Annotated in this window: 45 protein-coding genes and 1 tRNA gene; 45 read left to right on the forward strand and 1 reads right to left on the reverse strand. The window is 66.9% G+C overall.

The window, feature by feature from the left end; translation table 11 throughout:
• Positions 1 to 6 precede the first annotated feature (6 nt).
• The gene (gene aceE, locus IM777_RS08580; RefSeq protein WP_194385308.1) at positions 7 to 2,733 is read right to left on the reverse strand and encodes a pyruvate dehydrogenase (acetyl-transferring), homodimeric type; all 2,727 of its coding nucleotides are present in this window, start codon (positions 2,731 to 2,733) and stop codon (positions 7 to 9) included.
• A 165-nt stretch (positions 2,734 to 2,898) separates the two neighbouring features.
• Here aceE and IM777_RS08585 point away from each other — a divergent pair.
• The 45 genes from IM777_RS08585 (at position 2,899) to IM777_RS08800 (ending at position 24,966) form a co-directional block, all read left to right on the forward strand.
• A tRNA-Val gene (locus tag IM777_RS08585) sits at positions 2,899 to 2,974 on the forward strand.
• A 403-nt stretch (positions 2,975 to 3,377) separates the two neighbouring features.
• Positions 3,378 to 3,620, forward strand: a complete 243-nt coding sequence (locus IM777_RS08590; RefSeq protein ID WP_194385309.1) for a helix-turn-helix domain-containing protein — start codon at positions 3,378 to 3,380, stop codon at positions 3,618 to 3,620.
• Positions 3,617 to 3,853, forward strand: coding sequence for a hypothetical protein (locus tag IM777_RS08595; RefSeq protein ID WP_194385311.1), 237 nt, complete (start codon positions 3,617 to 3,619; stop codon positions 3,851 to 3,853). Before IM777_RS08590 ends, IM777_RS08595 begins: the two co-directional genes overlap by 4 nt.
• Before the next feature lie 36 nt (positions 3,854 to 3,889).
• A complete protein-coding gene (locus tag IM777_RS17425) occupies positions 3,890 to 4,024 on the forward strand; it encodes a hypothetical protein (protein ID WP_272872953.1) in 135 nt (44 codons plus the stop codon).
• The gene (locus IM777_RS08600; RefSeq protein WP_194385313.1) at positions 4,021 to 4,485 is read left to right on the forward strand and encodes a RusA family crossover junction endodeoxyribonuclease; all 465 of its coding nucleotides are present in this window, start codon (positions 4,021 to 4,023) and stop codon (positions 4,483 to 4,485) included. The genes IM777_RS17425 and IM777_RS08600 overlap by 4 nt, the downstream gene beginning before the upstream one ends.
• Complete coding sequence (locus tag IM777_RS08605; RefSeq protein WP_194385315.1) at positions 4,482 to 4,787, forward strand: hypothetical protein; 306 nt, start codon at positions 4,482 to 4,484, stop codon at positions 4,785 to 4,787. Before IM777_RS08600 ends, IM777_RS08605 begins: the two co-directional genes overlap by 4 nt.
• Positions 4,787 to 5,170, forward strand: coding sequence for a hypothetical protein (locus IM777_RS08610; RefSeq protein ID WP_194385317.1), 384 nt, complete (start codon positions 4,787 to 4,789; stop codon positions 5,168 to 5,170). Before IM777_RS08605 ends, IM777_RS08610 begins: the two co-directional genes overlap by 1 nt.
• Entirely contained in the window at positions 5,170 to 6,219 is a 1,050-nt protein-coding gene (locus tag IM777_RS08615) for an AAA family ATPase (RefSeq protein WP_194385318.1), read from the forward strand. Before IM777_RS08610 ends, IM777_RS08615 begins: the two co-directional genes overlap by 1 nt.
• Positions 6,216 to 6,515, forward strand: coding sequence for a hypothetical protein (locus tag IM777_RS08620; RefSeq protein ID WP_194385320.1), 300 nt, complete (start codon positions 6,216 to 6,218; stop codon positions 6,513 to 6,515). Before IM777_RS08615 ends, IM777_RS08620 begins: the two co-directional genes overlap by 4 nt.
• Positions 6,512 to 6,982, forward strand: coding sequence for a hypothetical protein (locus IM777_RS08625; RefSeq protein ID WP_194385322.1), 471 nt, complete (start codon positions 6,512 to 6,514; stop codon positions 6,980 to 6,982). Before IM777_RS08620 ends, IM777_RS08625 begins: the two co-directional genes overlap by 4 nt.
• Positions 6,982 to 7,392 carry a hypothetical protein gene (locus tag IM777_RS08630; RefSeq protein ID WP_194385324.1) on the forward strand — a complete coding sequence of 137 codons (411 nt, stop codon included), beginning with the start codon at positions 6,982 to 6,984 and terminating at the stop codon, positions 7,390 to 7,392. The genes IM777_RS08625 and IM777_RS08630 overlap by 1 nt, the downstream gene beginning before the upstream one ends.
• 8 nt (positions 7,393 to 7,400) lie before the next feature.
• On the forward strand, positions 7,401 to 8,183 hold the full coding sequence (locus tag IM777_RS08635) for a helix-turn-helix domain-containing protein (protein ID WP_194385326.1): 783 nt from the start codon (positions 7,401 to 7,403) through the stop codon (positions 8,181 to 8,183).
• The gene (locus tag IM777_RS08640) at positions 8,180 to 8,545 is read left to right on the forward strand and encodes a hypothetical protein (RefSeq protein WP_194385327.1); all 366 of its coding nucleotides are present in this window, start codon (positions 8,180 to 8,182) and stop codon (positions 8,543 to 8,545) included. The genes IM777_RS08635 and IM777_RS08640 overlap by 4 nt, the downstream gene beginning before the upstream one ends.
• Positions 8,542 to 9,882, forward strand: coding sequence for a replicative DNA helicase (locus IM777_RS08645; protein WP_194385329.1), 1,341 nt, complete (start codon positions 8,542 to 8,544; stop codon positions 9,880 to 9,882). The genes IM777_RS08640 and IM777_RS08645 overlap by 4 nt, the downstream gene beginning before the upstream one ends.
• Positions 9,873 to 10,247 carry a single-stranded DNA-binding protein gene (locus IM777_RS08650; RefSeq protein WP_194385331.1) on the forward strand — a complete coding sequence of 125 codons (375 nt, stop codon included), beginning with the start codon at positions 9,873 to 9,875 and terminating at the stop codon, positions 10,245 to 10,247. Before IM777_RS08645 ends, IM777_RS08650 begins: the two co-directional genes overlap by 10 nt.
• The gene (locus IM777_RS08655; RefSeq protein WP_194385332.1) at positions 10,247 to 10,465 is read left to right on the forward strand and encodes a hypothetical protein; all 219 of its coding nucleotides are present in this window, start codon (positions 10,247 to 10,249) and stop codon (positions 10,463 to 10,465) included. The genes IM777_RS08650 and IM777_RS08655 overlap by 1 nt, the downstream gene beginning before the upstream one ends.
• Positions 10,462 to 10,830 carry a hypothetical protein gene (locus IM777_RS08660; RefSeq protein WP_194385333.1) on the forward strand — a complete coding sequence of 123 codons (369 nt, stop codon included), beginning with the start codon at positions 10,462 to 10,464 and terminating at the stop codon, positions 10,828 to 10,830. Before IM777_RS08655 ends, IM777_RS08660 begins: the two co-directional genes overlap by 4 nt.
• Positions 10,827 to 11,423: an NUMOD4 motif-containing HNH endonuclease gene (locus IM777_RS17580; protein WP_194385334.1), complete on the forward strand. Its 597-nt coding sequence runs from the start codon at positions 10,827 to 10,829 to the stop codon at positions 11,421 to 11,423. The genes IM777_RS08660 and IM777_RS17580 overlap by 4 nt, the downstream gene beginning before the upstream one ends.
• Positions 11,420 to 11,725, forward strand: a complete 306-nt coding sequence (locus IM777_RS08670; protein ID WP_194385335.1) for a hypothetical protein — start codon at positions 11,420 to 11,422, stop codon at positions 11,723 to 11,725. Before IM777_RS17580 ends, IM777_RS08670 begins: the two co-directional genes overlap by 4 nt.
• Positions 11,722 to 11,931, forward strand: a complete 210-nt coding sequence (locus IM777_RS08675; RefSeq protein ID WP_194385336.1) for a hypothetical protein — start codon at positions 11,722 to 11,724, stop codon at positions 11,929 to 11,931. Before IM777_RS08670 ends, IM777_RS08675 begins: the two co-directional genes overlap by 4 nt.
• Positions 11,928 to 12,599, forward strand: a complete 672-nt coding sequence (locus IM777_RS08680; protein ID WP_194385337.1) for a hypothetical protein — start codon at positions 11,928 to 11,930, stop codon at positions 12,597 to 12,599. Before IM777_RS08675 ends, IM777_RS08680 begins: the two co-directional genes overlap by 4 nt.
• Positions 12,600 to 12,825: 226 nt before the next feature.
• Positions 12,826 to 13,086, forward strand: coding sequence for a hypothetical protein (locus IM777_RS08685; RefSeq protein ID WP_194385338.1), 261 nt, complete (start codon positions 12,826 to 12,828; stop codon positions 13,084 to 13,086).
• Positions 13,073 to 13,705: an NUMOD4 motif-containing HNH endonuclease gene (locus IM777_RS08690; protein WP_194385339.1), complete on the forward strand. Its 633-nt coding sequence runs from the start codon at positions 13,073 to 13,075 to the stop codon at positions 13,703 to 13,705. The genes IM777_RS08685 and IM777_RS08690 overlap by 14 nt, the downstream gene beginning before the upstream one ends.
• Positions 13,702 to 13,878, forward strand: coding sequence for a hypothetical protein (locus IM777_RS08695; protein ID WP_194385340.1), 177 nt, complete (start codon positions 13,702 to 13,704; stop codon positions 13,876 to 13,878). The genes IM777_RS08690 and IM777_RS08695 overlap by 4 nt, the downstream gene beginning before the upstream one ends.
• Positions 13,875 to 14,273: a hypothetical protein gene (locus tag IM777_RS08700; protein ID WP_194385341.1), complete on the forward strand. Its 399-nt coding sequence runs from the start codon at positions 13,875 to 13,877 to the stop codon at positions 14,271 to 14,273. The genes IM777_RS08695 and IM777_RS08700 overlap by 4 nt, the downstream gene beginning before the upstream one ends.
• On the forward strand, positions 14,270 to 14,677 hold the full coding sequence (locus IM777_RS08705) for a hypothetical protein (RefSeq protein WP_194385342.1): 408 nt from the start codon (positions 14,270 to 14,272) through the stop codon (positions 14,675 to 14,677). Before IM777_RS08700 ends, IM777_RS08705 begins: the two co-directional genes overlap by 4 nt.
• A complete protein-coding gene (locus tag IM777_RS08710) occupies positions 14,674 to 15,012 on the forward strand; it encodes a hypothetical protein (protein ID WP_194385343.1) in 339 nt (112 codons plus the stop codon). The genes IM777_RS08705 and IM777_RS08710 overlap by 4 nt, the downstream gene beginning before the upstream one ends.
• Positions 15,002 to 15,349, forward strand: coding sequence for a hypothetical protein (locus IM777_RS08715; protein WP_194385344.1), 348 nt, complete (start codon positions 15,002 to 15,004; stop codon positions 15,347 to 15,349). Before IM777_RS08710 ends, IM777_RS08715 begins: the two co-directional genes overlap by 11 nt.
• A complete protein-coding gene (locus tag IM777_RS08720; RefSeq protein ID WP_194385345.1) occupies positions 15,346 to 15,693 on the forward strand; it encodes a hypothetical protein in 348 nt (115 codons plus the stop codon). Before IM777_RS08715 ends, IM777_RS08720 begins: the two co-directional genes overlap by 4 nt.
• A 13-nt stretch (positions 15,694 to 15,706) precedes the next feature.
• A complete protein-coding gene (locus IM777_RS08725) occupies positions 15,707 to 15,976 on the forward strand; it encodes a hypothetical protein (protein ID WP_194385346.1) in 270 nt (89 codons plus the stop codon).
• Positions 15,973 to 16,272, forward strand: a complete 300-nt coding sequence (locus tag IM777_RS08730; RefSeq protein ID WP_194385347.1) for a DUF7352 domain-containing protein — start codon at positions 15,973 to 15,975, stop codon at positions 16,270 to 16,272. Before IM777_RS08725 ends, IM777_RS08730 begins: the two co-directional genes overlap by 4 nt.
• Positions 16,269 to 16,640 carry a hypothetical protein gene (locus IM777_RS08735; RefSeq protein ID WP_194385348.1) on the forward strand — a complete coding sequence of 124 codons (372 nt, stop codon included), beginning with the start codon at positions 16,269 to 16,271 and terminating at the stop codon, positions 16,638 to 16,640. The genes IM777_RS08730 and IM777_RS08735 overlap by 4 nt, the downstream gene beginning before the upstream one ends.
• Complete coding sequence (locus tag IM777_RS08740; RefSeq protein WP_194385349.1) at positions 16,637 to 16,996, forward strand: hypothetical protein; 360 nt, start codon at positions 16,637 to 16,639, stop codon at positions 16,994 to 16,996. Before IM777_RS08735 ends, IM777_RS08740 begins: the two co-directional genes overlap by 4 nt.
• A complete protein-coding gene (locus IM777_RS08745; protein ID WP_194385350.1) occupies positions 16,989 to 17,147 on the forward strand; it encodes a hypothetical protein in 159 nt (52 codons plus the stop codon). Before IM777_RS08740 ends, IM777_RS08745 begins: the two co-directional genes overlap by 8 nt.
• A 3-nt stretch (positions 17,148 to 17,150) precedes the next feature.
• A complete protein-coding gene (locus IM777_RS08750; RefSeq protein WP_194385351.1) occupies positions 17,151 to 17,387 on the forward strand; it encodes a hypothetical protein in 237 nt (78 codons plus the stop codon).
• Positions 17,388 to 17,775: 388 nt separating this feature from the next.
• Positions 17,776 to 18,090 (forward strand): HNH endonuclease signature motif containing protein, encoded by a 315-nt coding sequence (locus IM777_RS08755; RefSeq protein WP_194385352.1) that lies wholly within the window; start codon positions 17,776 to 17,778, stop codon positions 18,088 to 18,090.
• Positions 18,091 to 18,216: 126 nt separating this feature from the next.
• Entirely contained in the window at positions 18,217 to 18,393 is a 177-nt protein-coding gene (locus IM777_RS08760; RefSeq protein ID WP_194385353.1) for a YegP family protein, read from the forward strand.
• Complete coding sequence (locus tag IM777_RS08765) at positions 18,390 to 18,701, forward strand: HNH endonuclease (protein ID WP_194385354.1); 312 nt, start codon at positions 18,390 to 18,392, stop codon at positions 18,699 to 18,701. Before IM777_RS08760 ends, IM777_RS08765 begins: the two co-directional genes overlap by 4 nt.
• A 410-nt stretch (positions 18,702 to 19,111) precedes the next feature.
• Positions 19,112 to 19,414 carry a hypothetical protein gene (locus tag IM777_RS08770; RefSeq protein WP_194385355.1) on the forward strand — a complete coding sequence of 101 codons (303 nt, stop codon included), beginning with the start codon at positions 19,112 to 19,114 and terminating at the stop codon, positions 19,412 to 19,414.
• 73 nt (positions 19,415 to 19,487) lie between these two features.
• Positions 19,488 to 21,023 carry a terminase gene (locus IM777_RS08775; protein WP_194385356.1) on the forward strand — a complete coding sequence of 512 codons (1,536 nt, stop codon included), beginning with the start codon at positions 19,488 to 19,490 and terminating at the stop codon, positions 21,021 to 21,023.
• 12 nt (positions 21,024 to 21,035) lie between these two features.
• Positions 21,036 to 21,305 (forward strand): hypothetical protein, encoded by a 270-nt coding sequence (locus tag IM777_RS08780; protein WP_194385357.1) that lies wholly within the window; start codon positions 21,036 to 21,038, stop codon positions 21,303 to 21,305.
• Positions 21,305 to 22,588: a phage portal protein gene (locus IM777_RS08785; RefSeq protein WP_194385358.1), complete on the forward strand. Its 1,284-nt coding sequence runs from the start codon at positions 21,305 to 21,307 to the stop codon at positions 22,586 to 22,588. Before IM777_RS08780 ends, IM777_RS08785 begins: the two co-directional genes overlap by 1 nt.
• 20 nt (positions 22,589 to 22,608) lie before the next feature.
• Positions 22,609 to 23,286, forward strand: coding sequence for an HK97 family phage prohead protease (locus tag IM777_RS08790; RefSeq protein WP_194385359.1), 678 nt, complete (start codon positions 22,609 to 22,611; stop codon positions 23,284 to 23,286).
• A gap of 37 nt (positions 23,287 to 23,323) precedes the next feature.
• Positions 23,324 to 24,577 (forward strand): phage major capsid protein, encoded by a 1,254-nt coding sequence (locus IM777_RS08795; RefSeq protein ID WP_194385360.1) that lies wholly within the window; start codon positions 23,324 to 23,326, stop codon positions 24,575 to 24,577.
• Complete coding sequence (locus IM777_RS08800; protein WP_194385361.1) at positions 24,574 to 24,966, forward strand: hypothetical protein; 393 nt, start codon at positions 24,574 to 24,576, stop codon at positions 24,964 to 24,966. Before IM777_RS08795 ends, IM777_RS08800 begins: the two co-directional genes overlap by 4 nt.
• Positions 24,967 to 24,973: the final 7 nt, after the last annotated feature.

Genomic DNA, 24,973 nt, shown 5'->3' on the forward strand with positions numbered 1-24,973 from the left:
GTCCGGTCAGCTCTCGCCGCCCGCGTTGCCACTGGTGCCGGCGGTGACATCGTGGAGGCGGTACTTCTCGATCGCCTGCGCGGACAGCGACCGGTCGACCGCGCCTTCCGCCGCGAGCGCCTGCAGCGCCCGGACGACGATGGAAGGTCCGTCGATCTTGAAGAAGCGGCGCGCGGCGGGCCGCGTGTCGGAGAAGCCGAAGCCGTCCGCGCCGAGTGTGACGAACTGCTGCGGAACCCAGGGTCGGATCTGGTCCTGCACGGCGTGCATGAAGTCGCTGACCGCGACGACCGGTCCCTCGCCGTCCCGCAGCTTCTCGGTGACGTGGGCCGTCCGTGCTTCTTCGTCGGGGTGGAGGAAGTTGTGCTCGTCGGCGGCGAGTCCGTCGCGACGCAGCTCCGTCCAGGACGTCACCGACCAGACGTCGGCCTGCACTCCCCAGTCGTCACGCAGCAGCTGCTGCGCCTCGAGGGCCCACGGGACCCCGACGCCCGATGCGAGGAGCTGCGTACGCGGTCCCTCGCCCTCGGCGGCGGAGATGCGGTGCATGCCGCGCACGATGCCATCGACGTCGACGCCCTCCGGCTCGGCCGGCTGCACGAGCGGCTCGTTGTACACCGTCAGGTAGTACATGACGTTCGGGTCGGGGTGGTTGCCGCCGTACATGCGCTCGATGCCGGCGCGCACGATGTGGGCGATCTCGTACCCGTAGGCCGGGTCGTACGACACGGTGGCGGGGTTGGAGGAGGCGAGCAGGTGCGAATGACCGTCCGCGTGCTGCAGACCTTCCCCGGTCAGGGTCGTGCGGCCGGCGGTCGCGCCGATGATGAACCCGCGCGCCATCTGGTCGCCCGCCGCCCACTGCGCGTCGCCGGTGCGCTGGAAGCCGAACATCGAGTAGAAGATGTACACCGGGATGAGCGGTTCGCCGTGCGTCGAATACGCCGTGCCGACACCGGTGAACGCGGCCATCGCGCCGGCTTCGTTGATGCCGACGTGCATGATCTGGCCCTGCGGGCTCTCCTTGTAGGCCAGGAGCAGCTCGCGGTCCACGGACGTGTAGTGCTGGCCGTTCGGGTTGTAGATCTTCGCCGTCGGGAAGAAGGCGTCCATGCCGAACGTCCGTGCTTCGTCGGGGATGATCGGCACGATGCGGTGTCCGAAGTCCTTGGCGCGCAGCAGATCCTTCAGCAGGCGAACGAAGGCCATGGTCGTCGCGACCTCCTGCGTGCCCGACCCCTTCTTCGGCAGTGCGTAGGCCTTGTCGTCGGGAAGCTGGAGACCCACGTGATGGGTGCGTCGCTCGGGAAGGAAGCCACCGAGCGCGCGTCGACGCTCCAGCATGTACTGGATGGTCTCGTCCTGCTCCCCGGGGTGGAAGTACGGCGGCAGGTAGGGGTTCTCCTCGAGCTGCGCATCCGAGATCGGGATGTGCATCGCGTCGCGGAAGTGCTTGAGGTCCTCCAGCGTCATCTTCTTCATCTGGTGCGTCGCGTTGCGCCCCTCGAAGTGTGGGCCGAGGCCATAGCCCTTGATCGTCTTGGCGAGGATGACCGTCGGCTGGCCCTTGTGCTCGCGCGCCGCCTTGAAGGCCGCATAGACCTTGCGGTAGTCGTGCCCGCCGCGCTTGAGGTTCCAGATCTGCTCGTCGGAGTAGTCCTTCACCAGGGCGGCGGTGCGCTCGTCGCGCCCGAAGAAGTGCTCGCGCACGAAGGCGCCGTCTTCGGTCTTGTACGTCTGGTAGTCGCCGTCCGGAGTGACGTTCATGAGGTTGCGCAGGGCGCCGTCGTCGTCGCGCCCCAGGAGCTCATCCCACTCGCGACCCCAGATCACCTTGATGACGTTCCAGCCCGCCCCGCGGAAGAAGCTCTCCAGTTCCTGGATGATCTTGCCGTTTCCACGGACGGGGCCGTCCAGGCGCTGCAGGTTGCAGTTGACCACGAAGGTCAGGTTGTCCAGCCCCTCGTTCGCCGCGACCTGGAGCTGCCCGCGGCTCTCGACCTCATCCATCTCGCCGTCGCCGAGGAAGGCCCAGACCTGCGAGTCGGCGACATCCTTGATGCCGCGGTTCGCGAGGTACTTGTTCGTCATCGCCTGGTAGACGGCGTTGATGGGCCCGAGGCCCATCGAGACGGTGGGGAACTGCCAGAACTCCGGCATGAGACGCGGATGGGGGTAGGAGGGGAGCCCGTGCGGCGCGGCGGACTTCTCCTGACGGAATCCGTCGAGCTGGTCCTCGCTCAGCCGCCCCTCGAGGTAGGCGCGGGCGTAGGTGCCGGGGGAGGCGTGTCCCTGGATGAAGATCTGGTCACCGCCCGACGGATCGTCCAAGCCGCGGAAGAAGTGATTGAAGCCGACCTCGTAGAGGGCGGCGGACGAGGCGTATGTGGAGATGTGGCCGCCCACCGCGATGCCGGGGCGCTGCGCACGGTGCACCGTGATGGCGGCGTTCCAGCGGATCCACGCGCGGTACCGGCGCTCGAGCTCCTCGTCGCCGGGGAACTCCGGCTCCGCGTCGGGCGCGATCGTGTTGATGTAGTCGGTCGTCGGGACCATCGGCACGCCGAGGTGAAGCTCCTTCGACTCCTTCAGGAGGCTCAGCATGATCTCGCGTCCGCGTTCGTGGCCGCGAGCGTCGACGAGCTGCTGCAGCGACTCGCGCCACTCCGCGGTCTCGTCGGGATCGCTGTCGAGAGGGCCCTGGGAGTACGGATCCTGGTCGTGGACAGTCACGGGAGACCTTTCGTCTGATGGCAGATCGTGCCAAGCAATCGGGGGGCGCGATGCCGCGTTTGTCTGCGATGCACAAACACGCCGCCGCTCAGCCTACCGTCCTGCCGGGACGGTGACTCCGATGCGCCGGTCGTGGTGGTTCTCCACCCTAGACTGGACGACCTGGGGCCTTTAGCTCAGCTGGTAGAGCGCCACGTTTACACCGTGGATGTCGTCGGTTCGATCCCGGCAGGGCCCACCACATCCATCAGGTACAGGTGGCGGCGCATGAGGCGCCCGCCGACCGATGGGGTGCGGCGCTCGAAAAGCGTGCCGACACTGACTCCGAGAATCTCTGCGATCTCTTGCACGTCGTTGGTCGAGAACATGACCTTGTTGGAAAGACGACGACTCAACCACATCTCGTTCTCCCCGAGCGTCCGGGCGAGGTCGGCTGGGCGTGAGTCGATCCGGGCAAGTTCGGCCCGGATGTTGCTTGCGACGGTTTCGTTCGCAGTAGCAAGGCGAGGTGCGCTGGTAGCGGCTTCGGTCATGGTCTGAATGTAACGCATGCCGATACGCCGTGTCTACAGGGCGTTACATCGACACGCCGAAAGTGTCATTGATGCATTGACAAACGCTCTCGTGCGTCTACGGTCTAACGCATGGCGATAGAAACTAACGCTGACGTGGCTCGCCGAGTACGCGGCCTCGCGGCAGAGAAGCAGATCAAGCAGTCCGCGCTCGCGGCGGCGTTGCACGTGTCGCGGATGGCGATGTGGCGCCGGACTACTGGCGAGACGCCCATCACTGCGCAGGAGCTGATCGTGCTCGCTCGTGTGATTGGCGTTCCTGTCGCGGCCTTCTACTCCGAGTCGCCAGTCGAAGAGATGGCGGTGGCGTCGTGAGCGCTCTCCGCTTCCTCCTCGCCGCGACGGTCGTGTTCGTCGCCGTGTTGTGCGCCCCGTACTCGGTGAGCCCCGGGGTCAACGGTGCGGACATCGTGTGCTGGTTCGCCCCGGTCGCGCTGATCTTCATCGCCTGGCCTCGCCGATCCAAGACCCCTGCCGGGGGCGATACGTCCCCCGCGTCTGCCGATTCACCCAGTGTCGGCGCGCCCCCGGCAGGCCCCCGCATCTAGTCCTCATCACCCCACCACCTACAGGAGTCACCCCTCATGGATGACATTGCGATCTTCTGCGCCTACTGCGCGGCCGCCGTCACCTTCATCGGACTGTCGATCTTCGCCGCTGTGCGGATCAATGCGGAGGCCGAACGTGAAGCAGAGCTCGACGTGGAGCTGGACCGATGACCGCGTTCTTCGTCGCCGGCACACCGGTGCAGCAGGGCTCCAAGACCGCCTACGTTGTCGGCAAGCGTGCGGTGCTCACGGACAGCAACAAGGCGCAGCTGAAGCCGTGGCGCTCCGAGGTCGCCCGTGTGGCTGAAGCGACCTGGTGGAGCCTCAACCGGCTTGAGGGGCCTGTCCAGGTGTCGGCCGTGTTCGTCATGCCGCGAGGCACCACGGTGAAGCGCGAGCTGCCGTCGGTCGCCCCCGACATCGACAAGCTCGTCCGCGCTCTGCTCGACGGCGTCACCGACGCCGGGAATGTCTGGCGAGATGACGCGCAGGTCGTGCGTCTCGTCGTCGACGAGGTCTACGGCGTGGCCCCCGGCGTGCATGTCGACATCACCCCAACCTCACGCGTCGCGATGGTCGCGGCGCTCACCGAGAACGCGGCCACGGCCGCCACGAAAGGAATCGCATCATGACCGAGATCAAGCCCACCGCGTTCAAGCGGGGCGTCCCCGCCGAACAGGCCAACGGCCTCTACGGCATCGAGGACGAACTGATCGACCTGGCCGCCGGCGAGCAGATCGTCGCCGTTGTCACCTTGACCGTCGAGGAGGTCATGGAGAAGCGCAACGCCGGTGAGGTGTGGCCGGTGGTGGGGTTCACCCACATCGAGCCGCTTCACCATCCGGACGCGATCACCGCGGCGCTGAAGCTGCGTGACGAGGCGTACAAGAAGCGCACCGGTCAGGATGAGCTCGACATCCCCGAGGACGACTGATGTCCGCGCCGGCAGCGCTCTCGCCCGAGCATCTCGAACAGCTGCAGGCGGACCACGGCCTGACCGAGGCGGCATCCGAGTCGAAAGCCTGGGACGCCTGGGGCCGGCACCGGTTTGGCGTGTCGTGGCGGCAGGGGTTCCGCACCGCATGGTGGGCCGCCGTGAGGTGGGTGCTCGAGCAGCAGATGCAGATCGACGAGCTCACCGAAGGGCAGATGCTCGCCGAGCTCCGTAAGGGCCCCGCCTCCATCTACTGGCCGATCAAGGCCGACGACCCGCGGTTCTACGCCGACTGCCCTCGCTGCCGGCGTCCGGTGCTGATCGACGCGCGCGGTCTCTGCGACACGTGCGCCTACGAGTTCGAGGAAGACAGGAGCCTCTGATGGCCATCACCACACGCAAGCCCACCGGTGTTCCACCCTGGCCGATCATGCTACTCGCGGGCCGCGAGAAGGCAGGGAAGACCTGGGCGGCGTTGTCCGCGTCGGGATCACCGCTGGTCGGTCGAACGCTGTACGTCGGTCTGGGCGAGGATGACCCGGACGAGTATGGCCTGATCCCTGGTGCGGAGTTCGAGATCGTCGTCCACGACGGCACGTTCGAGGGGTTCCTCGGCGCGGTCCGCGATGCGGTAGCGGAGCCGCCGGTCGGGGGCCTGCCGACGCTGATCGTCGTGGACTCGATGACGCGTCTGTGGAACCTGATCCAGGACAACATGCAGGCGATCGCGAACCGTCGCGCGAAGGGCCGGAAGACCGCGTCGGGGGACTACACGATCTCGACGGATCTGTGGAACGTCGCCGCCGGGCAGTGGCAGGACGTGATGGATGCGCTGCGGATGCATCAGGGTCCGGTGATCCTCACGGCACGTCTGGACTCGGTCGCGGTGATGGAGAACGGCACGCCGACCGCTCAGAAGGAATGGAAGGTGCAGGCCCACAAGACGCTCGTGTTCGACGCTTCGGTCGTTGTCGAGATGCGAGAGCGGGGCAGCTTCCTGATCACCGGACTCCGCTCGGTGCGGATCGCGCTCGAGAAGCCGAAGCAGTACCCGGACTTCACGGTCGAGAAGCTCTGGGGAGACCTGGGCCTCGCTGAGGGCACGGGGAAGCGTGAGCACGCCGCGGTCGTCGCCGACAAGTCGGGACCCGAGCCCGGACAGCCGACGAAGCAAGATCGCGTGAACGCAGCTGTCGCGGCGGTGCAGAAGGCGTCGACGCCGGAGAAGCTCGACGAGATCGAGGAGCACGCGAAGAAGCTCGGCATCGACGGTATCGAGCCGCTGAAGGGAGCGCTCGCTGCGAGGCGCGCTGATCTGGGCGCATCCTCTGGCGACGCTTGGGCGCCATCAGGGCCGGTGTACGTCGACTCGAACGGTGACGCGCACGACGGGACGGTAGACCAGTGGCCTGTCGCTGAGGTGAAGCCGTGATCGCCGTTGATGCCCCGCTGGTGCGGGACCGTGACGGCGCGATCCTCGGCATCGACTTCCGCCGCACCGAGCTGTCGCCGATTCAGGTGCCCGGTGTGATCGAGGCGAAGCAGGTGATGCTCGGCGACGAGATCCGTGCGCACGACGTCGAGGGTGTCGTCTACACCAAGCGCTCGCACGGCACAGATGGAACCGTGTACCTCGGAGTGACGACGGCGGATGGTGCGGAGATCCTGCTCGAGCTGCGCAGCAGTGAGCGTGTGCACGTGACGGCCGTTGGAGCGTTCGACCGATGAGCACTCCCGCTGAGGTACTGCGCGACCTGATCGGCCTGGAGGTGGATCCGGAAGACGCGCTGCACAAGAAGCTCGCCGAGACGGTCTATCGACTCGGCCCGGGCGCGACGTACGGGCAGCGGATCGTGTCGCTCCGCTTCGACTTCGTGTGGGAGCTCCGCGACGCCGGGAAGGTGTACGGCACCGCGAAGGCCGACTACGAGAACGCTGTGGCGGTGAAGGTCGTCGAGCTCACGGAGAAGGCTGAACTCGATGGCAAGAAGATCTCGCTCGGGTTGGCCCAGGCGATGGCGGAGAGGGACGCGTACGAGCTGAAGCTGACCTACCTGGTGGCGGAGCAGCGGGAGCGTGCCATGCGGAAGTTCCTCGACGCGCTCGACGCCGCGCTCGACAACCACCGCACGGATCGCGCCGACTCGCGCGCCGGGGACCGGGCGCACGCGCAGGGCTACGGCGGGGGTGCGTGATGGGCGCCGGAGATTTCACCGCGGCGACGGTGCGGCTCGTGTTCTTCGCTCGCGACTGCGAGCAGTGCTTCCGGTGTCGCCGCCCGCTGCGGTGGGAGGACCGGGGGATCGGGTGGTCGGCGCACCACCGTAAGCCGCGCGGGGCTGGTGGCGTGTTCGGCGCTGCGGCAGAAGCGGTCGCGTCGCCGGCGAACTGCCTGGTCCTGTGCGGGTCGGGCACGACGGGATGCCACGGGTGGGTCGAGAAGAACAGGCGTGTCTCGGTCGAGATGGGACTGCTGATCTCGCGGCTTGGCGTCGGCGACGAGTTCGAGCCGGCTCGGGTTCGGGTGCAGCGAGAAGACGAGACGTGGTGGCTGCTGACAGCTGGCGGCCGAGCAGTGGAAGTGGAGGCCAAGACATGGGCGTAGCAGGTGGCGTGCCGGTCGCTGAGGCGACGGCGAAGGACTTCATGCAGGTCCGCGCAGCGCTCGTGCGTCGCCTTGGAGGCGCGAACGAGGCGCTGGTGTGGACTCGCATCGATTGGCGGGCGGACTCCGCGCGGGTTGCGCATCAGACGGAGGACGGCACCCACTGGTGGGCGGCATCGCATCGCGAGATCGCTGAGGAAACCGGGCTGTCGCCCGACCAGGTCGCGCGAGCGATCAAGAAGCTCGTCGAGCGTGGATTCCTCCGCGAGGACAAGCATCACGGGTTCGACCGTCGTGGGAGTTACTCGCCGATCTACGCCCATTCCGCGGATTCGCCAAATGGCGAAATCGCCGCTTCCATTCCGCGCGATCGCCAGATGCATTCCGCGGATTCGCCAGATGTACCTCTTATAGAGACATCAGATACAGGAGACACCCCTGTAGTCCCCAAGGGGGACGACGTCGACGAGGTGCTCGGTGTGATCTGGCATCTCTGGCCGACTCCTCGGCGGGGTACGACGAAGGTCGCTAGGGCGAAGCTCGCGGCCGCGCGGAAAGCAGTGCCGCTCCCGATCGTCCTCGAGGCAGTGCGGCGCGATGTCGCGGTGTGGCGGTCATGGCCGCCACAGGACGTGCAGTACATCCCGCTGTTGACCACGTGGCTGAATCAGGGGCGGTGGGAGCCGCAGGCAGCAGCACAACCGCGTCAGGGGCGGGTCTCCACTGTCGACGCTGGGCGCGCTGCTGACGCGATCCTCGCGCAGCACGAGCGTCGGTCGGTGTCCGCGTGAGTCCCCGGGAAGCGAACGTGCTGCTGACGCGTGCAGCGCTGATCGACAGTCGCCTGCGTCGTGATCCGGAAGAGCGGGCGCAGATGGCGATCGAGTGGGCAGACGTCCTCGCGTCGGTGCCGTTGGAGCTCGCGATCGAGGCGATGCGCGAGCACTACCGGGAACAGACTCGGTCCATCATGCCCGCGGACATCGTGGCCCTGGTCGCGGACATGCCTGCGGCTGGTCACGAGCATCCGGTGGACGCCCGCGAATGGCTCGGCGCACGAGGTGTAGACCCCGTCGAGTTCCAGGCCCGCATAGAGGCGGGGGAGCGTCCGACGCGTGTGCTGCGTGAGCTGGGATCGGGGATGGGCTCGTGACCGAAGTGACGTTGCCGTACGACCGGACCGCGGAGCAGTCGGTGCTCGGCGCGGTGATGCTGTCGCCGGACGTGCTGGACGATGTGATGTCGATCGTCGAGCCGGGCGACATGCACGACCCGAGGCACGAGACGATATACGCCGCGGTGCGGCGCCTGCACGAGCGGAACGCGCCCACCGATGTCGTCGCGGCGACAGACGAGCTCCTCGCAGCCGGGGAGCTGAACGGGCAGCTGGACGCCGCCTATCTCCACGAGCTGACATCGGTCGTCCCGACCGCGGCGAACGGCGCCTACTACGCCAGCATCGTTCACGAGCACGCGATCCGCCGGCGTCTCCTGGACGCGGCGACCGCGATCGCGCAGATCGCAGCGAACACCGGCATCGAAGCTCTCGACGCGGTCGAGATCTCGCGGGAGAAGGTCGACGGTGTCGGCGCGAACACGGCCCCCGCGATCGAGCAGTTCGGTGGCGCGGCGTTCGACTCGTTCGTGAAGGGTCTCGACGAGAAGCCCCGCTACATCCCCACCCCGTGGTGGGACATCAACAACCACCTCGGCGGGCTCCGTGCCGGCGGGCTCTATGTCGTCGGCGCGCGGCCGGGACAGGGCAAGTCGATCATTGGCCTGCAGACGGCGCTGCGGCTCGCGAAGGAGGGACCGGTCGCGTTCTGCTCGCTCGAGATGTCCCGCGACGACCTGATGGCGCGGCTCGTGTCCCAGCTCGCGCAGGTGTCGCTGCATTCGCTGGTGAATCACGAGGTGTCGAAGTCGGGGTGGCAGAACATCGCGATGGTCCGCCAGCAGATCCAGCAGCTGCCTCTGTTCGTGTCGACCTCCGATGAGGTGTCGACGATCACGCAGGTGCGCGCGTTCGCTCGGTCTGTAGCGCGTCGTGCTCCGAAGGGTCAGCGGCTCGCTGGTGTCGTCGTCGACTACCTGCAGCTGCTCACGTCGGGGGAGCGGGTCGAGTCCCGGCAGGTGGAGGTCGCGAGCTTCTCGCGGGCGCTGAAGCTGCTCGCGCAGTCACTCGGCGTGCCGGTGATCGCCCTTTCGCAGCTGAACCGTGGGTCGACGACGCGACGGTCGAACCGGCCGACGCTGGCGGACCTGCGTGAGTCGGGCGCCATCGAGCAGGACGCCGACGCGGTCCTCCTGCTTCACCGCGACGAGAAGAACTCCCCGAACCGGCTCGACGTGGATATCGCGAAGAACCGGCAGGGGCAGCAGGGGCGCGTGTCGCTGCAGTGGGAGGGCACGTTCTCCCGCGTGGTGTCGCGCGCATGGTCACCGGCGAGCTTGCTCGACGACAACGAAGGGAACAGGACATGGCAGTGAAGACGATCGTTGGGCGCCTCGGTGGTGTGCCGGAGGTGCGCGCGGCGGGTGGGAAGCACGTCGCGTCGTTCAGCGTCGCGGAGACGAAGCGTCGCTTCAACCGCGAGACGAACCAGTGGGAGGACGAGTTCACGATCTGGCATGACGTGGAGTCGTGGCAGGCGGCGGACGTCCTGGGGCAGCTGCAGAAGGGCACCCTCGTGATCGTCGAGGGGGAGGAGCGGGACGCTTCGTACGAGAACCGTGAGGGCCAGCGGGTGCGGAAGATCGTGATTCGCGCGCGCACGGTCGGCACGGTCGTGCGCGACGCGCCGGCACAGCAGCCTTCGGGCTGGTCGGGGTCGGACAACGGGGCGCCGTTCTGATGGCCGCGGGACGCCGAACACAGGTCCAAGCGATCGACGAGCTGACTGAGCAGCTTCGGGTCGCGAACACGCTGCAGGCCCTCGCGCTGGGTCCGTCGGCGTGGGAGCACGACACATCAACGCGAGCGACGACGCCGACGGCGGTTGCTCGTCTTCATCAGCGGAACGCGTTGCGCGCGGAGGTGCGCGCGGCGCTGGGCATCAAGGAGGAGTCATGAGCATCCAGGCTGAGATCACCGTGACGGTCGCCGAGGTGGAGGTGACCGACGACTACCGCGTAGGGCTCTCAACGATCGAGCTGGCCACCACCTACACCCCAGACGAGGCGCTGCAGCTCGCCGAGGAGCTGGTCGCCGCGGCCGAGGAAGCACGCACGGCCGCGGGCATGGACCTCGCAGAGGTCGCGGTCCCGTCGGAGGTGGTGCACGCCGCGCCCCCGTTCGGTGGCCAGGTCACGGCGTGTTGCGGGAAGCCGATGCGTTCACTCGACATGCCCGACCGGGTCAGCTACGAGTCGGGCGAGGTCACGTGCTGGGGCAATGCGTCTCACGGGTTCGACGTCGACGGGCAGGTGGCGCCGTGAGCACGCCACTGCTGACACCGCTCGAGGAGAGATGGCTCCCCGTGCCGGGCTATGAAGGTCTGTACGAGGTGAGCGACCTAGGTCGAGTCCGATCGTTGGATCGGGTCGTCATGAACGGTGGTCGAAGGTCCAATCGCACAGGCCGAGTCCTCAGCCCAGGCAGGGTTCCCGGCGCCAACAACGGGCACCAGTACCCGACAGTTGTACTCAGTCGACGCGGCGAGCACCACACCGCGCGTGTTCACCGTCTGGTAGCCGAGTCGTTCTGCGAAGGACGTGCGCCAGGACTTGAGGTTCGACACATCGATGGCGACCCGACCAACAACGCAGCGACGAATCTGCGGTGGGGCACGAAGTCTGAGAATCAGCGCGACACGACCGCGCATGGAACGCACCGCAACGCCCGCAAGACGCACTGCTCTCGAAATCATCCGCTGGAGGCGCCGAACCTTGAGGCGACGAGAGCTTCTCGAGGATGGCGACTGTGTCTCGCATGCAAGCGGGCACGTGCGCAGTCGGTGGCGACGGGAGTGCCGCTGTCGCAAGAGATGGCAGACGCGCACTACGCGCGAATCTCGGGGGCGACGTCATGACGATCCCGGTTCTGACCCCTCTGGAATCTGCCATCTGGGACGAGGACGTGATCACGGACATCGAGGGGCGGGTCGAGGACGATCTGAACTGTCAGCACGGCGGGTGCACGAACGCAGCCGACCTGCGCGCGGTGATGCGCTGCTGCCGGCGCTACGGCCTCATGTGCACGACGTGCCGCGACGACTCCGAAGCGCGCGTCGAGTTCGCGGCCGCGTTCACGGAGATCTGCTGCGGTCACTGCGAGCACGAGTTCCCCCGCTGGTCCCGGTGGAGCGACATCGTGGAGGAGTTCGCGCTGTGACATTCCTCGCCCGCTTCAACAGCCCCTGCGCGGACCGGTCCTGCGACGAGCCGATCGAACGCGGCGACATCGTCGAGTACGTCGACGACGAGCTCGTGCACGAAGGATGCCGGCCGACGCCGCCTCGCCCGCCACGCCCGGTCTGCCATGTCTGCTTCATCGAGATCGCTCCGAACGGTGCCTGCGGATGCGGAGTGCTCGCATGATCATCCCCGTCGACGCGATCGACCCCACCGCCACCGCCCGCCGGTGGTCGGAGAAGTTCACCTACCACCTCGACCTGATCCCGGTCGTCCTCGAAGCGATCGTCGAGACCACCCTCCCCGCGTTGGGGGTGTCGCGTGGCGGATCACGCTTCGACCGGCCACAGGTGACCGGTGGCGGCTACCAGGACACCATGAGCGCCATGCTGGCGGTGTTCGACCAGTCGGGCCGCGCAGACGGCATACAACCGTCTGCCGCGGTGAAGGACGCCCGGGAGCTCTGGTCGTGGCTCGTGGAGTACACCAACGCCGTCGACGCATGGATTGCCCCCACCCGGCCGGCGCCGACTCTCGCCTCCCGCCCCGACGCTGATCCGCTCACCGCGCGCGCTCTCGCCCTCACCGCCTGCGGTTGGCTCATCGACCACGCCGACACCATCCACACCGTCACCGAGCTCGACGAGCACAGCGAAGCGATGTTCACCGAGATCCGCCGCCTCCGCGGCCGGTACGGGGTGACCCCGAGGCCCAGGACACCGCGTGAGATGTGCACGACGTGCGGGCGCCGCGACGTCGTCGCAGCGTGGGCGTCTGACCCGTCCGGATCACCGAAACCGATCCGCGTTGCACGATGCCGCAGCTGCGGTGAGACCTGGCGAGGTGACTCGTGAGCGCCGGACCTATCGCGCAGGCACGTCGCGCCCACGTTGCCCCGAAGACGTCGACGGCCGCGAAGGACCGGGTCTGCGCTGACGGGACAGCCCTGCACGGCACAGCGTCGCGCGCGTACTGCGGCCGCACCTCCGGGAAACGCGCGACCACATGGTCGGAAGTCACCTGCACCGACTGCGCCGCCGCACGCCGCGCCGACCTCGCCGCGAACGAGAGGACGAACGCATGATCTGCCCCGAATGCCGCGACGGGAAGCCCCGGAACTGCACCGGCTGGACCCTGAACGACGCCGACGAGCTAGTCGACTGCGATCAAGCCGCCGACCTCAACACGACCGACGTTCAGCCCACTGGCTCAACCCGCGGGTACGACCGGTGCCACATCACGGACGGGTGCGGGGGAGACGAAGCATGCGCCTACCTCTGCCCCAAGTCCAAGGTCCATCAGTTCTGTGCTTTGGAGGAGGAAACCGATGCAGACCACTGAATCGACACTCAAGGCCGACTTCCTCGCCGCACGCACCGCCCGTGGAATCAGCCTCAAGAACGCGGCGAAGGAGATCGGCTGCGCGTTCTCGATCATCGTCCGCATGAACCGCGGCGTCAGCATCTCGCCCGAGTCTGAGGCTCGCATCCGAGAGTGGACCGATCGACAGCCAAAGACCCCCGCCGATCACATCCCCGGTGAAGAGTGGCGCCCCGTCATCGGATGGGAGGGCATCTACGAGGTGTCGGATCACGGTCGGGTTCGGAGCGTCGAGCGGACTATCCCGCACGGGTCAGGATTTCCGATGGTCCGAGTCAGTCACGTTCTCCGCCCAGGGTCGCTCCGCAAGGCCGGTCATCAGCTCGTCTGCCTCATGGATGGCGTCGGCGGTCGCAAGCAGTCCCGGTACGTGCATCAGCTCGTGCTCGAGGCGTTCGTCGGCCCCATGCCGGAGGGGATGGAGGGGTGCCACTACGACGGTGACCCGCGGAACAACCGTCTCGAGAACCTGCGGTGGGACACACACGCCGGGAACATGCAGGACGCCGTGCGACATGGCACCCACCCCGGATTCAAGAATCGCAAGGATCTCATCCAGTCGAGGCGGGACGCATCGTGAGCGATTGGACCTACACCTGCACCGGATGCAATCGGGTCTTGGATCCGGCGCAGCTCGAAGAGTACGGCCACGTCTGCGATGGATGGTGGGACGAGCACGGCATCTACGACGAGCTCCCGCGCATCCGAGTCGAGGCTCCCAACCAGGCCAACAGGGGTTCGGAGGAATCATGAGCATTGGAATCACTCGACCGAATGGGTCGGTCTATCGGCCTCGCAAGATCCGCGCGCAGCTGCTCGGAAACGAGGACGAGACGAACGCGGTCGTCGTTCTCGGCACTCACGACCTGGCGGATGCGCGGATGCGCGCTCAGGCGGAGGTGAACGAGCTCAACAGCGGCATCGACTACCAGTTCTTCATCCGACCGAGTGACCACGGAAAGAGGGTCTGGTACCGACAGAAGCTCTGGGGCTTCCACGAGGATGCCCCGCTCTACGGCTTCGAAGTCGATGAGGAGCGCGGAGTGGCTGGCGTGGAGTTCGACATCATCACAGAGTTCGACCTGGACGACGCTTGCCTTGACGAGTTCGAAGCTCCCGAGGCCGTCAGGGGTTCGGAGGAATCATGAGCACGGATCAGAACGTCGACGAAGCGTACAAGGTCTGGACCGCGGACGACGCGCGCCTCCTGCCCCCTGGGCAGTGGTGCATGGACGCCACCGGCACGGTCTACTGCCTGGTGGACACTCACCTGGGCTTCCCGCAGCGCATGGCGATGTCCAAGGGCGGACGCGGATTCACTGCACTAGACAACATCGAGTACCCGCTGCACCTCGCGGACTTCGACGGTGATTGCGAGCACCGGTGGGGCGCGAACGAGATGGGGCACTGCCGCCGTTGCGGCCAGGTGTCACATGACGCGCACCCCACCCATTTCGACGCCGAGCAGATGCGAGTATTCCGACTCGCGGCCGAACACAACGCGCGAGTCGCAGGCTCCCAAGAGGCCGACAGGGGGTCGGAGCACTCATGAGCGACGACCTGATGGGAGCCCTCCTCGCCTCGCTCCGGGAGCATCGCGCAGAGCAGCGCAAGCGCGACAACGAGCCCTGCCCGAAGTGCGGAGGTGACCGGTTGCGAACAGATTTCACAGGTAGTGGTCGTTGCCATTCCCCGCTTCCAGCCACCATTCAAAGAGGAGCAGGTGGCATGAATGAGGCCCAGAAACTACGTGAGGCGGCCGCAATCGGGTGGGACGCCGCTGTCGAAGCGATGCGATACGAGGACGGAGAGCCCGTCGAGATCGTCAGCATGACGAACCCGTACAGACAGGCTCCCAACCAAGAGGATGGCCGCCATGCCGATTAGGCCCGAGAATCGCGAACGCTACCCGGCGGACTGGCCGGACATCAGCGCCCGCATCAAGCACCGCGCCGGGTGGCGGTGCGAGTGCGAGGGGGAATGCGGGCGCGGCACGCACGAGGGCCGGTGTCCGAACCTCCACCAGCTACCCGCGTATGGCACCGGATCTCGCGTGGTGCTGACAACGGCGCACCTCAACCACCAGCCGGAGGACTGCCGGCCCGAGAACCTCAAGGCCATGTGCCAGGGATGCCACCTGCACTACGACCGCGAACACCATGCCGAGACGCGAGCAGCGAACCGCGTCAGGACCAACGAAGAAGAGGACCGGGGCACAGCATGACTCAGACGATCGTCGACTTCGACTGGCTCTATGTGGCGCCCGACTGGGATCTGCTGCATCACGCCACCATCGCCGGATTAGACCCGGAGGGAGACGTGGTGGAGCAGCTCTGGGACGGGCTCGGATCGAACGTGACCCTCGACTGCGGCGCTGTCGTGGACCGGGCGGAGATCCCGGGCATGTTCTCACGCATGAGCACCCCACGGTGTGCGTCGTGCTGCGAGATCAACGGGCTCCCGGTGGGCATCGGCTCACCGAAGAACGACAAGGAGTGTCGGGCGATCCTGCGCATGGACGACCCGGCCGAGTCCAGGACCAACGAAGGAGAGAAAACCAATGGCTAAGGCGCATGGGGCGATGACCAGCCTCAACCTGCATGACACGGGAGCGGAGGCAATTGCCGCCGCGGTGGAGAGGGCGCGCAACACGACGATCGTGATCGGCGTCGATCAGGACAAAGGGGCGTTGTTGATCGACATCGACACGCAGGTCGACATTTGCTCCGGTGCCGCGGAGATGCAGGACCACCTGCGGCTCATCATCGAAGCGCTCAACGGCTACGATCCGTTCGCGGCTGAGGGTAGCGACGAAGCTACAGATCGCGGCAACAGTGGAGGTGCGGAATGAGGACCATCTGGAAGTACCAGATCAACTACTTCCGGGAGACGGTCGGCACCTTCCAGATGCCGGGTGGCGCACGGTTCGTGCATGCCTCCGCGGAGTTCATCAACCCCGGATCTCTCCAACATAACGCCGTGTCGCTGTGGTTCGAGGTCGACCCGGAAGCGGGGAAGGAGTTCCGCGTGTTCGAGCTGTTCGGTACCGGGCATGACATCCCAGACGGTGCCGGCGAATACCGGGCCACGGTCATCGCACCGCCGCTGGTGCTGCACGTCTACGAGCGGGAGGGGTCTGGTTCATGAGCACCGCAGACGAGTACACGCCCACCACGGGAGATGTGCGCGAAGGCTACGTGGACGCGAAGGCCATATACGACCGCACCGCGAGCGGGGCCGAGTTCGACCGCTGGCTGTCGTCCCTGTTGGAGGGGGAGCGTGCCCGCGCACGCACCGAGACCAGCGATGCTCAGCGGTATGCCGATGATCTCCTCGCATATGTCGACTATTGCCTCGGCCTTCCGATGTACCAGAACGCGATCAGCGACTACGGGGAGGGTGTCGTCGAGACGCTCCGGATGGTCAAGCGGACCTTGACGAACGGTCTCCACCCAGACGCGCGAGCCGCCGCACAGCACGCAACGAATCACACGATTCGGAGCACAGAGGGATGAAGTCTCTGACGGAGATCAAGCGCTGGGCCACACTGCGGTGCGCGCATTGCGGGCACCGGTTCCGGTGGTCCCGAGACGCCCGCCACGCCACGAGCAACAGAGACGGCAAGGTCTACCACGGCCCGTGCCTCGCCTACATCCTCTGGCGGCGCGACGCCGAGCAGCGACTAGACGTCCTCGGGTGGGTCATGGAGATCGCGGACCTCACGCCCGACGACGTGAAACAGGTGCTGGAACTGCGCATGTCGATGGACCTCTCGACCCTGGATCAGGGCGGGAAGGCATGGCGAGTGTTCAACGACCTATCGAAGCGCGGCGGCTCCCAACCGACCGAAGGGCGCACTTCCGATGGCTGACGTGACCTGCACCGGCTGCGGCGACACAGTCACCGAGGACGAGAACGACCCTGCCCTCGGGTCGAAGCTCACCGCCCACATCGAAGCCTGCGACACCCACGAGTGGCAGAAGCCCTGCACCCACACCGGACCCTGCTGGAAGACCGGGTAGACGATGCCGACTCTCACGTATCGGGAGGCCGCGAAACGCGTTGGTCGCTCACGCCGCGCTATCCAGTACTGGCGGGCCCGCGGGATGCCGATGGAGTGGGAGACCCGCAACGGACAACGCGTCCGCGTCGTCGAGCAGCGCACCCTCCTCGCATGGTGGCGTCAACGCCTCAAGAACGACCCGGTGCACCAGCAGCGCCTACGCGCCCAGATAGCCGCGCAGATGGAAGCACAGGGCTAGACACGCCGTGTCCCGAACAAGAGTTGACACCAGTTCGCTTTCACCCCTTACCTTCAAGATCAGACACAACTCACGAAGGCCCCGGCCCGAGCACTCCAACTGCTCCCGGGGCCTTCGTCGTTCCCTCGGCCGGGAGTAGAGCCGCCGCGCACACACGACGTCGCCGGCGCGAGAGCACGCTCCTCCCGGCCGAGTGGGGTCTGTGCGACAGGAGGTCCCTGCGATGGAGCATGAAGACCTTCGCGTCGACGTACTCATTGCGACGAGGAGTATCCCGCTCGTGAACGGACGCGGGCAGACGGCCAAGTCGATCCTCGAGGCTCGTTCAGAGCCACGCGGTAGCTGTCTCCTGTGGCAGGGGCCTCCCGACCGGGACGGGTACGGGCGGGTGAAACTTCAGGGCCAGGACTACCTCGTGCACCGGGTCGCCTACACGATCGAGCGTGGCGAGATCACCGCCGGCTACACCATCGACCACACCTGCCGAGACCACGCCTGCATCAACGTCGACCACCTCGAGGTCGTCACTCTCCAGGAGAACCAGCGACGGCGAGGACGAGCCACGACGACACACTGCCCGAATGGTCACCTCTGGGCAGACGACAACCTCCGCCCCATCCGGCGAGCCTCAGGCCTGGTGGACAAGTTCTGCCGGGCGTGCTCGCGCGAACAGGCGAGGGAAAGGCGCCGACGCGCCGCATAGACCGGTGTTCTTTCTAAGGACTCCCACAATGGCTAGCGATTCCTCTGGCCAGGAGCACCTGCACCGAACGAGGGGCGCCACGACCACACCAAGGCGGGCGCCCCTCCCACACGCCAGGAGGCCAGGATGAACCGCATCGAGTTCTACAAGCGCACCGACGGGAAGTGGGCGTGGCGGCTCATCGCCAGCAACGGGCAGGTCATCGCCACCGACGGCGGCCAAGGGTACGAGAACCGCGCCGACTGCGAACGCGTCGGCAAGGCGATCGTCGTCGGCCTATACGCACCCGCCGGCCTCGAATGAGCCAGCACCACAACAGCACCCGAGCCGACCGGATCGCGAAGGCGAAGTTCAAAGCCGAATGCGCCGCAAACGACCTCCCCTGCTGGCTCTCCGGCTGCACCATCGACTACGACGCCCCCTGGGACGACTTCGACAACCCCCGCCGCTTCCAACGCGACCACTTCTTCCCCGCCAGCACCCACCCCGAGCTCTACTACGACCCGGAGAACTGGCGACCCTCCTGTGCCGAGTGCAACGAAGCACGAGGCAACAGCATGGCCATCGGCGGCCTCGGCATCCTCTCCCGCCAATGGGTACCCACCGAATAGGAACGGAGACCCAGATGGCAATCACAGCAGGGGTCGCGAAGGTCAGTATCACCCTGTCCGTCGGAGACGACGCAAGCGAGGTAGCGAGCATCGACATCCCACTCCGGGTGACGACGCGCAAGGATGCGTCCACGATCCACGTGAACGAGATCACCGCCGACGTGCGACGCGCCACACAGGCATTCATGCGCGCGCTCACCAACCACGACAGCCCACCCCCAACACCCCTTCCACCGCAAACACGCGGTGTCCGCATCCCACTCTGACGGGGGAGGGGCGTTTACGCCTCCAGGAGGCCACGTGCGGCCCACCTCCCGCGCGGCGCGCTTCCTCTCTCCCCGCGCACACTGACCGTTTTTCACCGCCTCTGGAGGTCGCTGATGGCTGCTGCTCGCCGACACCGGAATGCGGTGACGCGGATGCTGCGTGCTTCGGGGCTGCTGAAGGTGGCTGAGGAGGCTCCGCTGGTGGAGCTGCTGAAGGATCTCGCGGCCGAGATGGACGCCGGCGGCGGCGCCCGGACACGTGCGGACTACCTGTCGGCGCTGAAGGACGTGCGGCGAGTGCTGGCGTCGGCGCCGGGTTCGGCGGGCGCGTCGGAGGTCGAGAAGGCGGAGAAGGATGCGGCGCCGGCCACTGAGCCGGCGGAGGACGCGGGGGTGACGGACTTTGCGCGTTTCAAGCGAGCTAAGGGGAGCGCTTCGGTCGGGTAAGGGGTCGACGACTCCTCGGCTGTGGACGCGGCCGCTGCGTGAGCTGACGCCCGAGACGTCGCACGGGTTCCACGTGATCGAGTTCGCGGCATTGTTCCTTGGGATCAAGCTTCGGCCGTGGCAGAAGTGGCTTCTGATCCACGCGCTCGAGCTGCTCGAGGACGGCCGATACCGGTTCCGCAAGGTCGTGATCATCGTCGGCCGGCAGAACGGGAAGACGAAGCTGATCGAGGTGCTCGCCCTGTGGTGGCTGTTCGTCGACTCCGACAGCTTTCCCGAGCACTTGTCGGCGGATGAGTTCCTGGTGCTCGGCACCGCGCAGGACAAGGACACGGCGAAGAAGGTCTGGAAGCGGGTGCTGCGCCGCTGCAATCCGAACGTGGAGAAGTGGCCGGGCCGATTCTCCCCGGCGGAGCGTGCGGCGATCGTCCCGGCGCTGGTCAGTGAGGCGATGCCGCCGTCGGAGTCGAACGGCTCCGAAGCGATCGTCCTGAAGAACGGCGCTCAGTATCAGATCGCCGCGTCGACGTCGGGCGGCGGCCGCGGTGACTCGATCTCCCGCGCCGTGCTCGACGAGCTGCGTGAGCAGAAGAACTGGGACGGTTGGGCGGCGCTGTCGAAGACCCTCAACGGCACGTTCAACTCGCAGATGTGGGCGATCTCATCGGCGGGCGACGCGAAATCGGTGGTCTTGAAGGACATCCGAGATGCCGCGATCGCCGCGCTCGACGAGTGGCAGCGGTACGTCGATCAGGGCATCGCGTCGGTCGAGGAGTTCGCGAACACGCACGATGTGTCGATCGGGCTGTTCGAGTGGTCGGCGCCGGAGGACTGTCGGCTGGACGACCCGGACGCTTACCTGCAGTCGAACCCGTCGATCGGGTACGGCTACGAGGTCGACACGCTCCTGTCCGACCTCGCGTCGGGGGAGCCCGAGCACGTCACGCGCACCGAGGTGCTCGGCATCTGGGTGACCGCGTCGGTGACGCCCTACCTCGACGTCGAGGCGTGGCCGCTCCTCGCCGACGGCCCGGATGTCTCCTACGACGGACAGATCATCTCGACCGGATCGGAGATCGCGCCGAAGTCGCCCGTCGTGCTCGGCGTGGACACCTCGTCAGATCGGAAGCGCACCTGGATCGGTGTCGCCGGGTGGCGTGTCGACGGGCTGCAGCACCTCGAGGTGATCGACGTGCTGACCCGGATGACGAGAGTGCCCGACCGGGTCAAGGCGATCGCGGACGAGTGGGGCATCGAGTTCGTCGCAGTGCAGGCGCGCGGATGCAACGCGTCCGAGCTCGCCGAGCCGCTGCGGAAGCTCGGCCTGCAGGTCATCGAAGTCTCTGGTCCGGCGCTGGGCGCTGGCACCGGGAAGATGCTCGACCGTGTCGCCGACCGGCGCATGCGTCACCGGGGCCAGGAGGCACTCGACCAGGCCGTGAAGCACGCGGTCGCGAAGAAGCTCAACGACGTCAAGGTATGGGACCGGGAGGCTTCACCCGTCGACATCGCGCCTCTGGTGGCGGTGTCGAACGCGGCGTATGGCCTCGAGGCGATGCCTGAGGTCGAAGCATCGGCGTACGAAGACCACGGTCTCCTCGTCGCCTAGAAGGGAGACCCCATGGACACGCTCGCTGCTGGACTCGTCGCGGTCGTCGCTACGCTCGCGCTGTGCGGGCTGCTGATGTGGTGGATGGACCGCGCTCACCTGAACGCGGGCCGCCGAGTGATGGTGTCCCTCGTCGACGGCACAGTCATCACCGGACGCACGACCGGCTCTTGGCGGTTCGGGCGCATCCGTCTTACGGAGGTCAGCACCGAACAGGGTGAGGTGCCCGGCACGGTCATCGTCTACGCGAGCAGCGTCATCACCGTGCAGGTGCTCGCCTGATGGTCAGCTTCGCCGTCGGGACGGAGATCGTGAAGGCCGCACCCGACCCGCTCACGGGTCTCGCTACGCGCGGTCCGGTACCGTTCCTGACCCCCGACCCCGGCGCCCCGCTGTACGCCTCGACGAACGCACCGAAGCTCACGCCCGAGAAGGCGTGGAAGGAGCATCCCTCCGTCCGGAAGGTCGTCGGGTTCATCGCTCGGAACGTCGCCGGCGTGCCGTGGAAAGCGTTCGAGCGAGTCGAGGATGATGACCGGCGCCGCGTGTCGGGGTCACCAGCTGAGCGGGCGTTCCGAGTGCCGCGACGGTTCGTCACCGGCTACTCGCTGCTGTACCGCCTCACCGTCGACCGATGCCTGTATGACCGGGCTGCGGTCGCGCTCGTGGACGGCGCACCGCGGCGCATCCCGCCCCGTTCTCTCGTGATCGAGTCCAACGCGCTCGACGAGATCGAGTTCGTCGGTGTCAACGTCGCTGGGCGCACTGTCGACCTGACCGAACTGCCACTCGCCGTGATGACCGGTTGGGACTCCTGGTCAGGAGACGGGATCTCTCCACTCACCACCCTGGACGCCATCCTGCGTGAGCAGGCCGAGTCCGTCGACTGGCGGCGCCGGGTGTGGGATGAACGACCGAAGTTCTCCGGCATCGTGAAGCGCCCGCTGACCGCACCGAAGTGGGGAGAGACACAGCGCACACGATGGGTCGAGTCGTTCCGTGACTTCCGAGCTGGGAAGGCCGGCGGTGCGCCGATCTTCGAGGACGGGATGGAGTGGGAGGACTGGTCCAGTTCGATCTCCCCGAAGGACGCCCTCGACATCGACGGTCGGAAGCTCACCGATGCGGAGGTCGCCTCGGCGTTCTACGTTCCGCCCGAGCTCGTCGGCGCCCGTGAAGGCACGTTCTCGAACATCACCGCCTTCCGGCAGATGCTGTTCGGCCCCGTGCTTGGCCCCTACTTCACGGAGTACGAGCACGCGCTCAACGCCGAGATCGTACCGGCGCTCGGTGGCGACGACGTGTACGGCGAATTCGATCGGCAGGCCGCGATCAACGGCTCGCTGCTCGAGCAGGCAAAGCTCCTATCCACCGCGACGGGCGGCCCGTGGATGACACGTGCCGAGGCGCGCGGAGCCGTGAACCTCCCGAAGAAGGACGGCACCGAGGAACTCATCATCCCGATGAACGTCCTTGTCGGGGGCCAGGCGTCCCCGCAGGACGGGGTCACTGGGACACCGACAGATGACCGCGGTGTCGGCGAAGACCAAGAGCCGGCCGCATGACTCTCCAGAAAGGGGCGGAGATGACCGTCACAGCCAAGGAGGCTCGCAAGAGCTTTCACGCCTCACTGAAGGCAGCCGACGCCGACGCGGGCACCGTCACCGCCCTGGTGTCGGTGTTCGAGGTCGTCGACTCCTACGACGAGATGATCATGCCCGGCGCGTTCAAGGACTCGCTCGAGCGGTTCGGCGACGACCCCATCCCGATCCTCTGGAACCACGACTGGCACGAGATGGACGCCCACCTCGCCGCCGCGAAGGGCGAGGAGACCGACGAGGGCCTGGTCGTCACCATGCAGTTCGACATGGACGACCCGACGTCGCTGAAGGCGTTCCGTCTGCTCAAGAGCGGCCGCATCAAGGAGTTCTCGATCGGCGGGTTCGAGCCTGCCTCCGGCATCAAGCGGGTCGAGAAGGACGGCCGCGACGTCTGGGCGATCTACGAGTTCGAGCTCGTCGAGGTATCGCTCGTGCTGCGCGGCGCGAACCCGGACACGCGCCTGATCGATGTGAAGTCGGCGGCCGAGCTGGTCGCCGCCACCGAGCAAGACGCCCCGGGCAAAGAGGTACCACCCGGTGACGAAGACCACCCGAAGGATGCGGAGCCGGACCCCGGCGAAGCGGACAAAGCCCCCGAAGACTCGGGGGCTTTCCACGTGGCGCAGAAGAGGGCTTCTGCGCTGCTCGACCTGATCACCTGATCACCAACGGGCCCGCAGGGGCCAGAAAGGATTCCACGTGAATCTCAAGCAGAAGCTCGCGGCCCTGCAGGCTGAGGCCGCCGAGCTGCGCAAGAAGAGCGCCGACGACCTCACCGAGGCCGATGTCGAGCGCATCCCGGCGCTGAAGGCCGAGATCGACGACACCCAGAAGAAGATCAAGGCCCAGGAGGACGCCGCCGCTTCGCTGAAGTCGGCGGTGGAAGAGGAGGACCAGCACGCGCAGGACGCCGACGAGCCCGCGGCACGGAAGGCGCGAGGCGACCGCCCCACGACCCTCGGTGACGCGTTCGTCGGCTCGGCTGCGCTGAAGGCCTTCCGCGAGCAGAACCCGAGCGGGCCGTCGAAGGACACCCCGATCTCGATCACCGCTCGCGCTGTGGCCTCGAAGGGACAGTCGGTCCGTGCCATCAAGGCGCCGCTGAACACGATCGACAACGGTGACACCACCCCGACGCGCCTCCCGGGCATCGAGGACGTCACCTACCGGAAGCCGAACACGCTGCTGGACCTGATCACCGTGGGCGTCACCAACGCCCAGTGGCTCGAGTACCGTCAGCTGATCTCGGTGACCAACAACGCGGCGATCGTGCCCGAGGCGCAGGCGAACAACGTCGCGGCGAACCTCAAGCCGATCTCGGATCTCGCGACCACCACCGCGGATGCGAAGGCGCACACCTACGCCGACGGCATCGAGGCGACGCAGCAGGAGCTCAACGACGACGGCGCACTCGCGTCGCTGATCAACGGCATTCTGACGCAGAACCTCCGCGACGAGATCGAGCGTGTCGTGCTGCTCGGCGACGACGCGAACGGTGAGCCCAACGGCATCCTGAACACCACCGGGGTGCTGCAGCAGGCGTTCAACACCGACATGGTCACGTCGGTCCGGAAGGGCAAGACGCTGCTGCGGGAAACGTCGAACACGATCCCGCAGGCCATCGTCCTCAACCCCGAGGACGACGAGGCGTTCGACCTCCTCAAGGACGCCAACGAGCGCTTCTACGGCAATGGCCCCTTCGGGACCGGGCCGCAGTCGATCTGGGCGGTCCCGCGGGTCACGTCCGCGTCGATCCCGCAGGGGCAGGCGCTCATGGGCGACTTCCGCGCGTTCCAGCTGCTGATCTTCGAGGCTCTCTCGATCCTCGCGTTCAACCAGCACAAGGACTACGCGCAGCGGAACCTCGTGTACGTGCGCGCCGAGCTGCGCGCGCTGCAGCTGTTCCGGCAGCCGGCGAAGCTCGCCGTCATCGAGCTGGAGTCGGCGGCATGAGCGAGATGGTCGTGAAGAACAACGTCCGTTACTCGCCGAAGGACGCGAACCGCATTGACGTCGTGACGGCCGGTGCCGTGCAGACGAAGGTGCCCGTGGCCGACAGCGACGCTTGGGCGCAGGCGGAGGCCGAGAAGGCGCGTGCCGAGCTGCAGGCCGAGCTCGACGCCACCCGCGCGAAGGCCGCCGAGGACCTGAAGGCGGAGCTCGCTGAGCGTCGCGCCGAGTTCGATCGCGAGCTCGAGCAGGCCCGTGGCGGCTCCAAGTCGGAGGGCGACGAGACCGAGTCGGTCGAGGAGGGTGCGACGAAGGTCGCCGATCCCGAGGTGACGAAGGTCCGCGAGCCCGACACGGTGAAGCGCCGCGGTCGCCCGGCGGCGGACAAGTAACGAGGAG

Origin of the sequence: Microbacterium luteum, from assembly GCF_015277875.1 — a bacterium.
In the GTDB taxonomy this organism is placed as follows: domain Bacteria; phylum Actinomycetota; class Actinomycetes; order Actinomycetales; family Microbacteriaceae; genus Microbacterium; species Microbacterium luteum.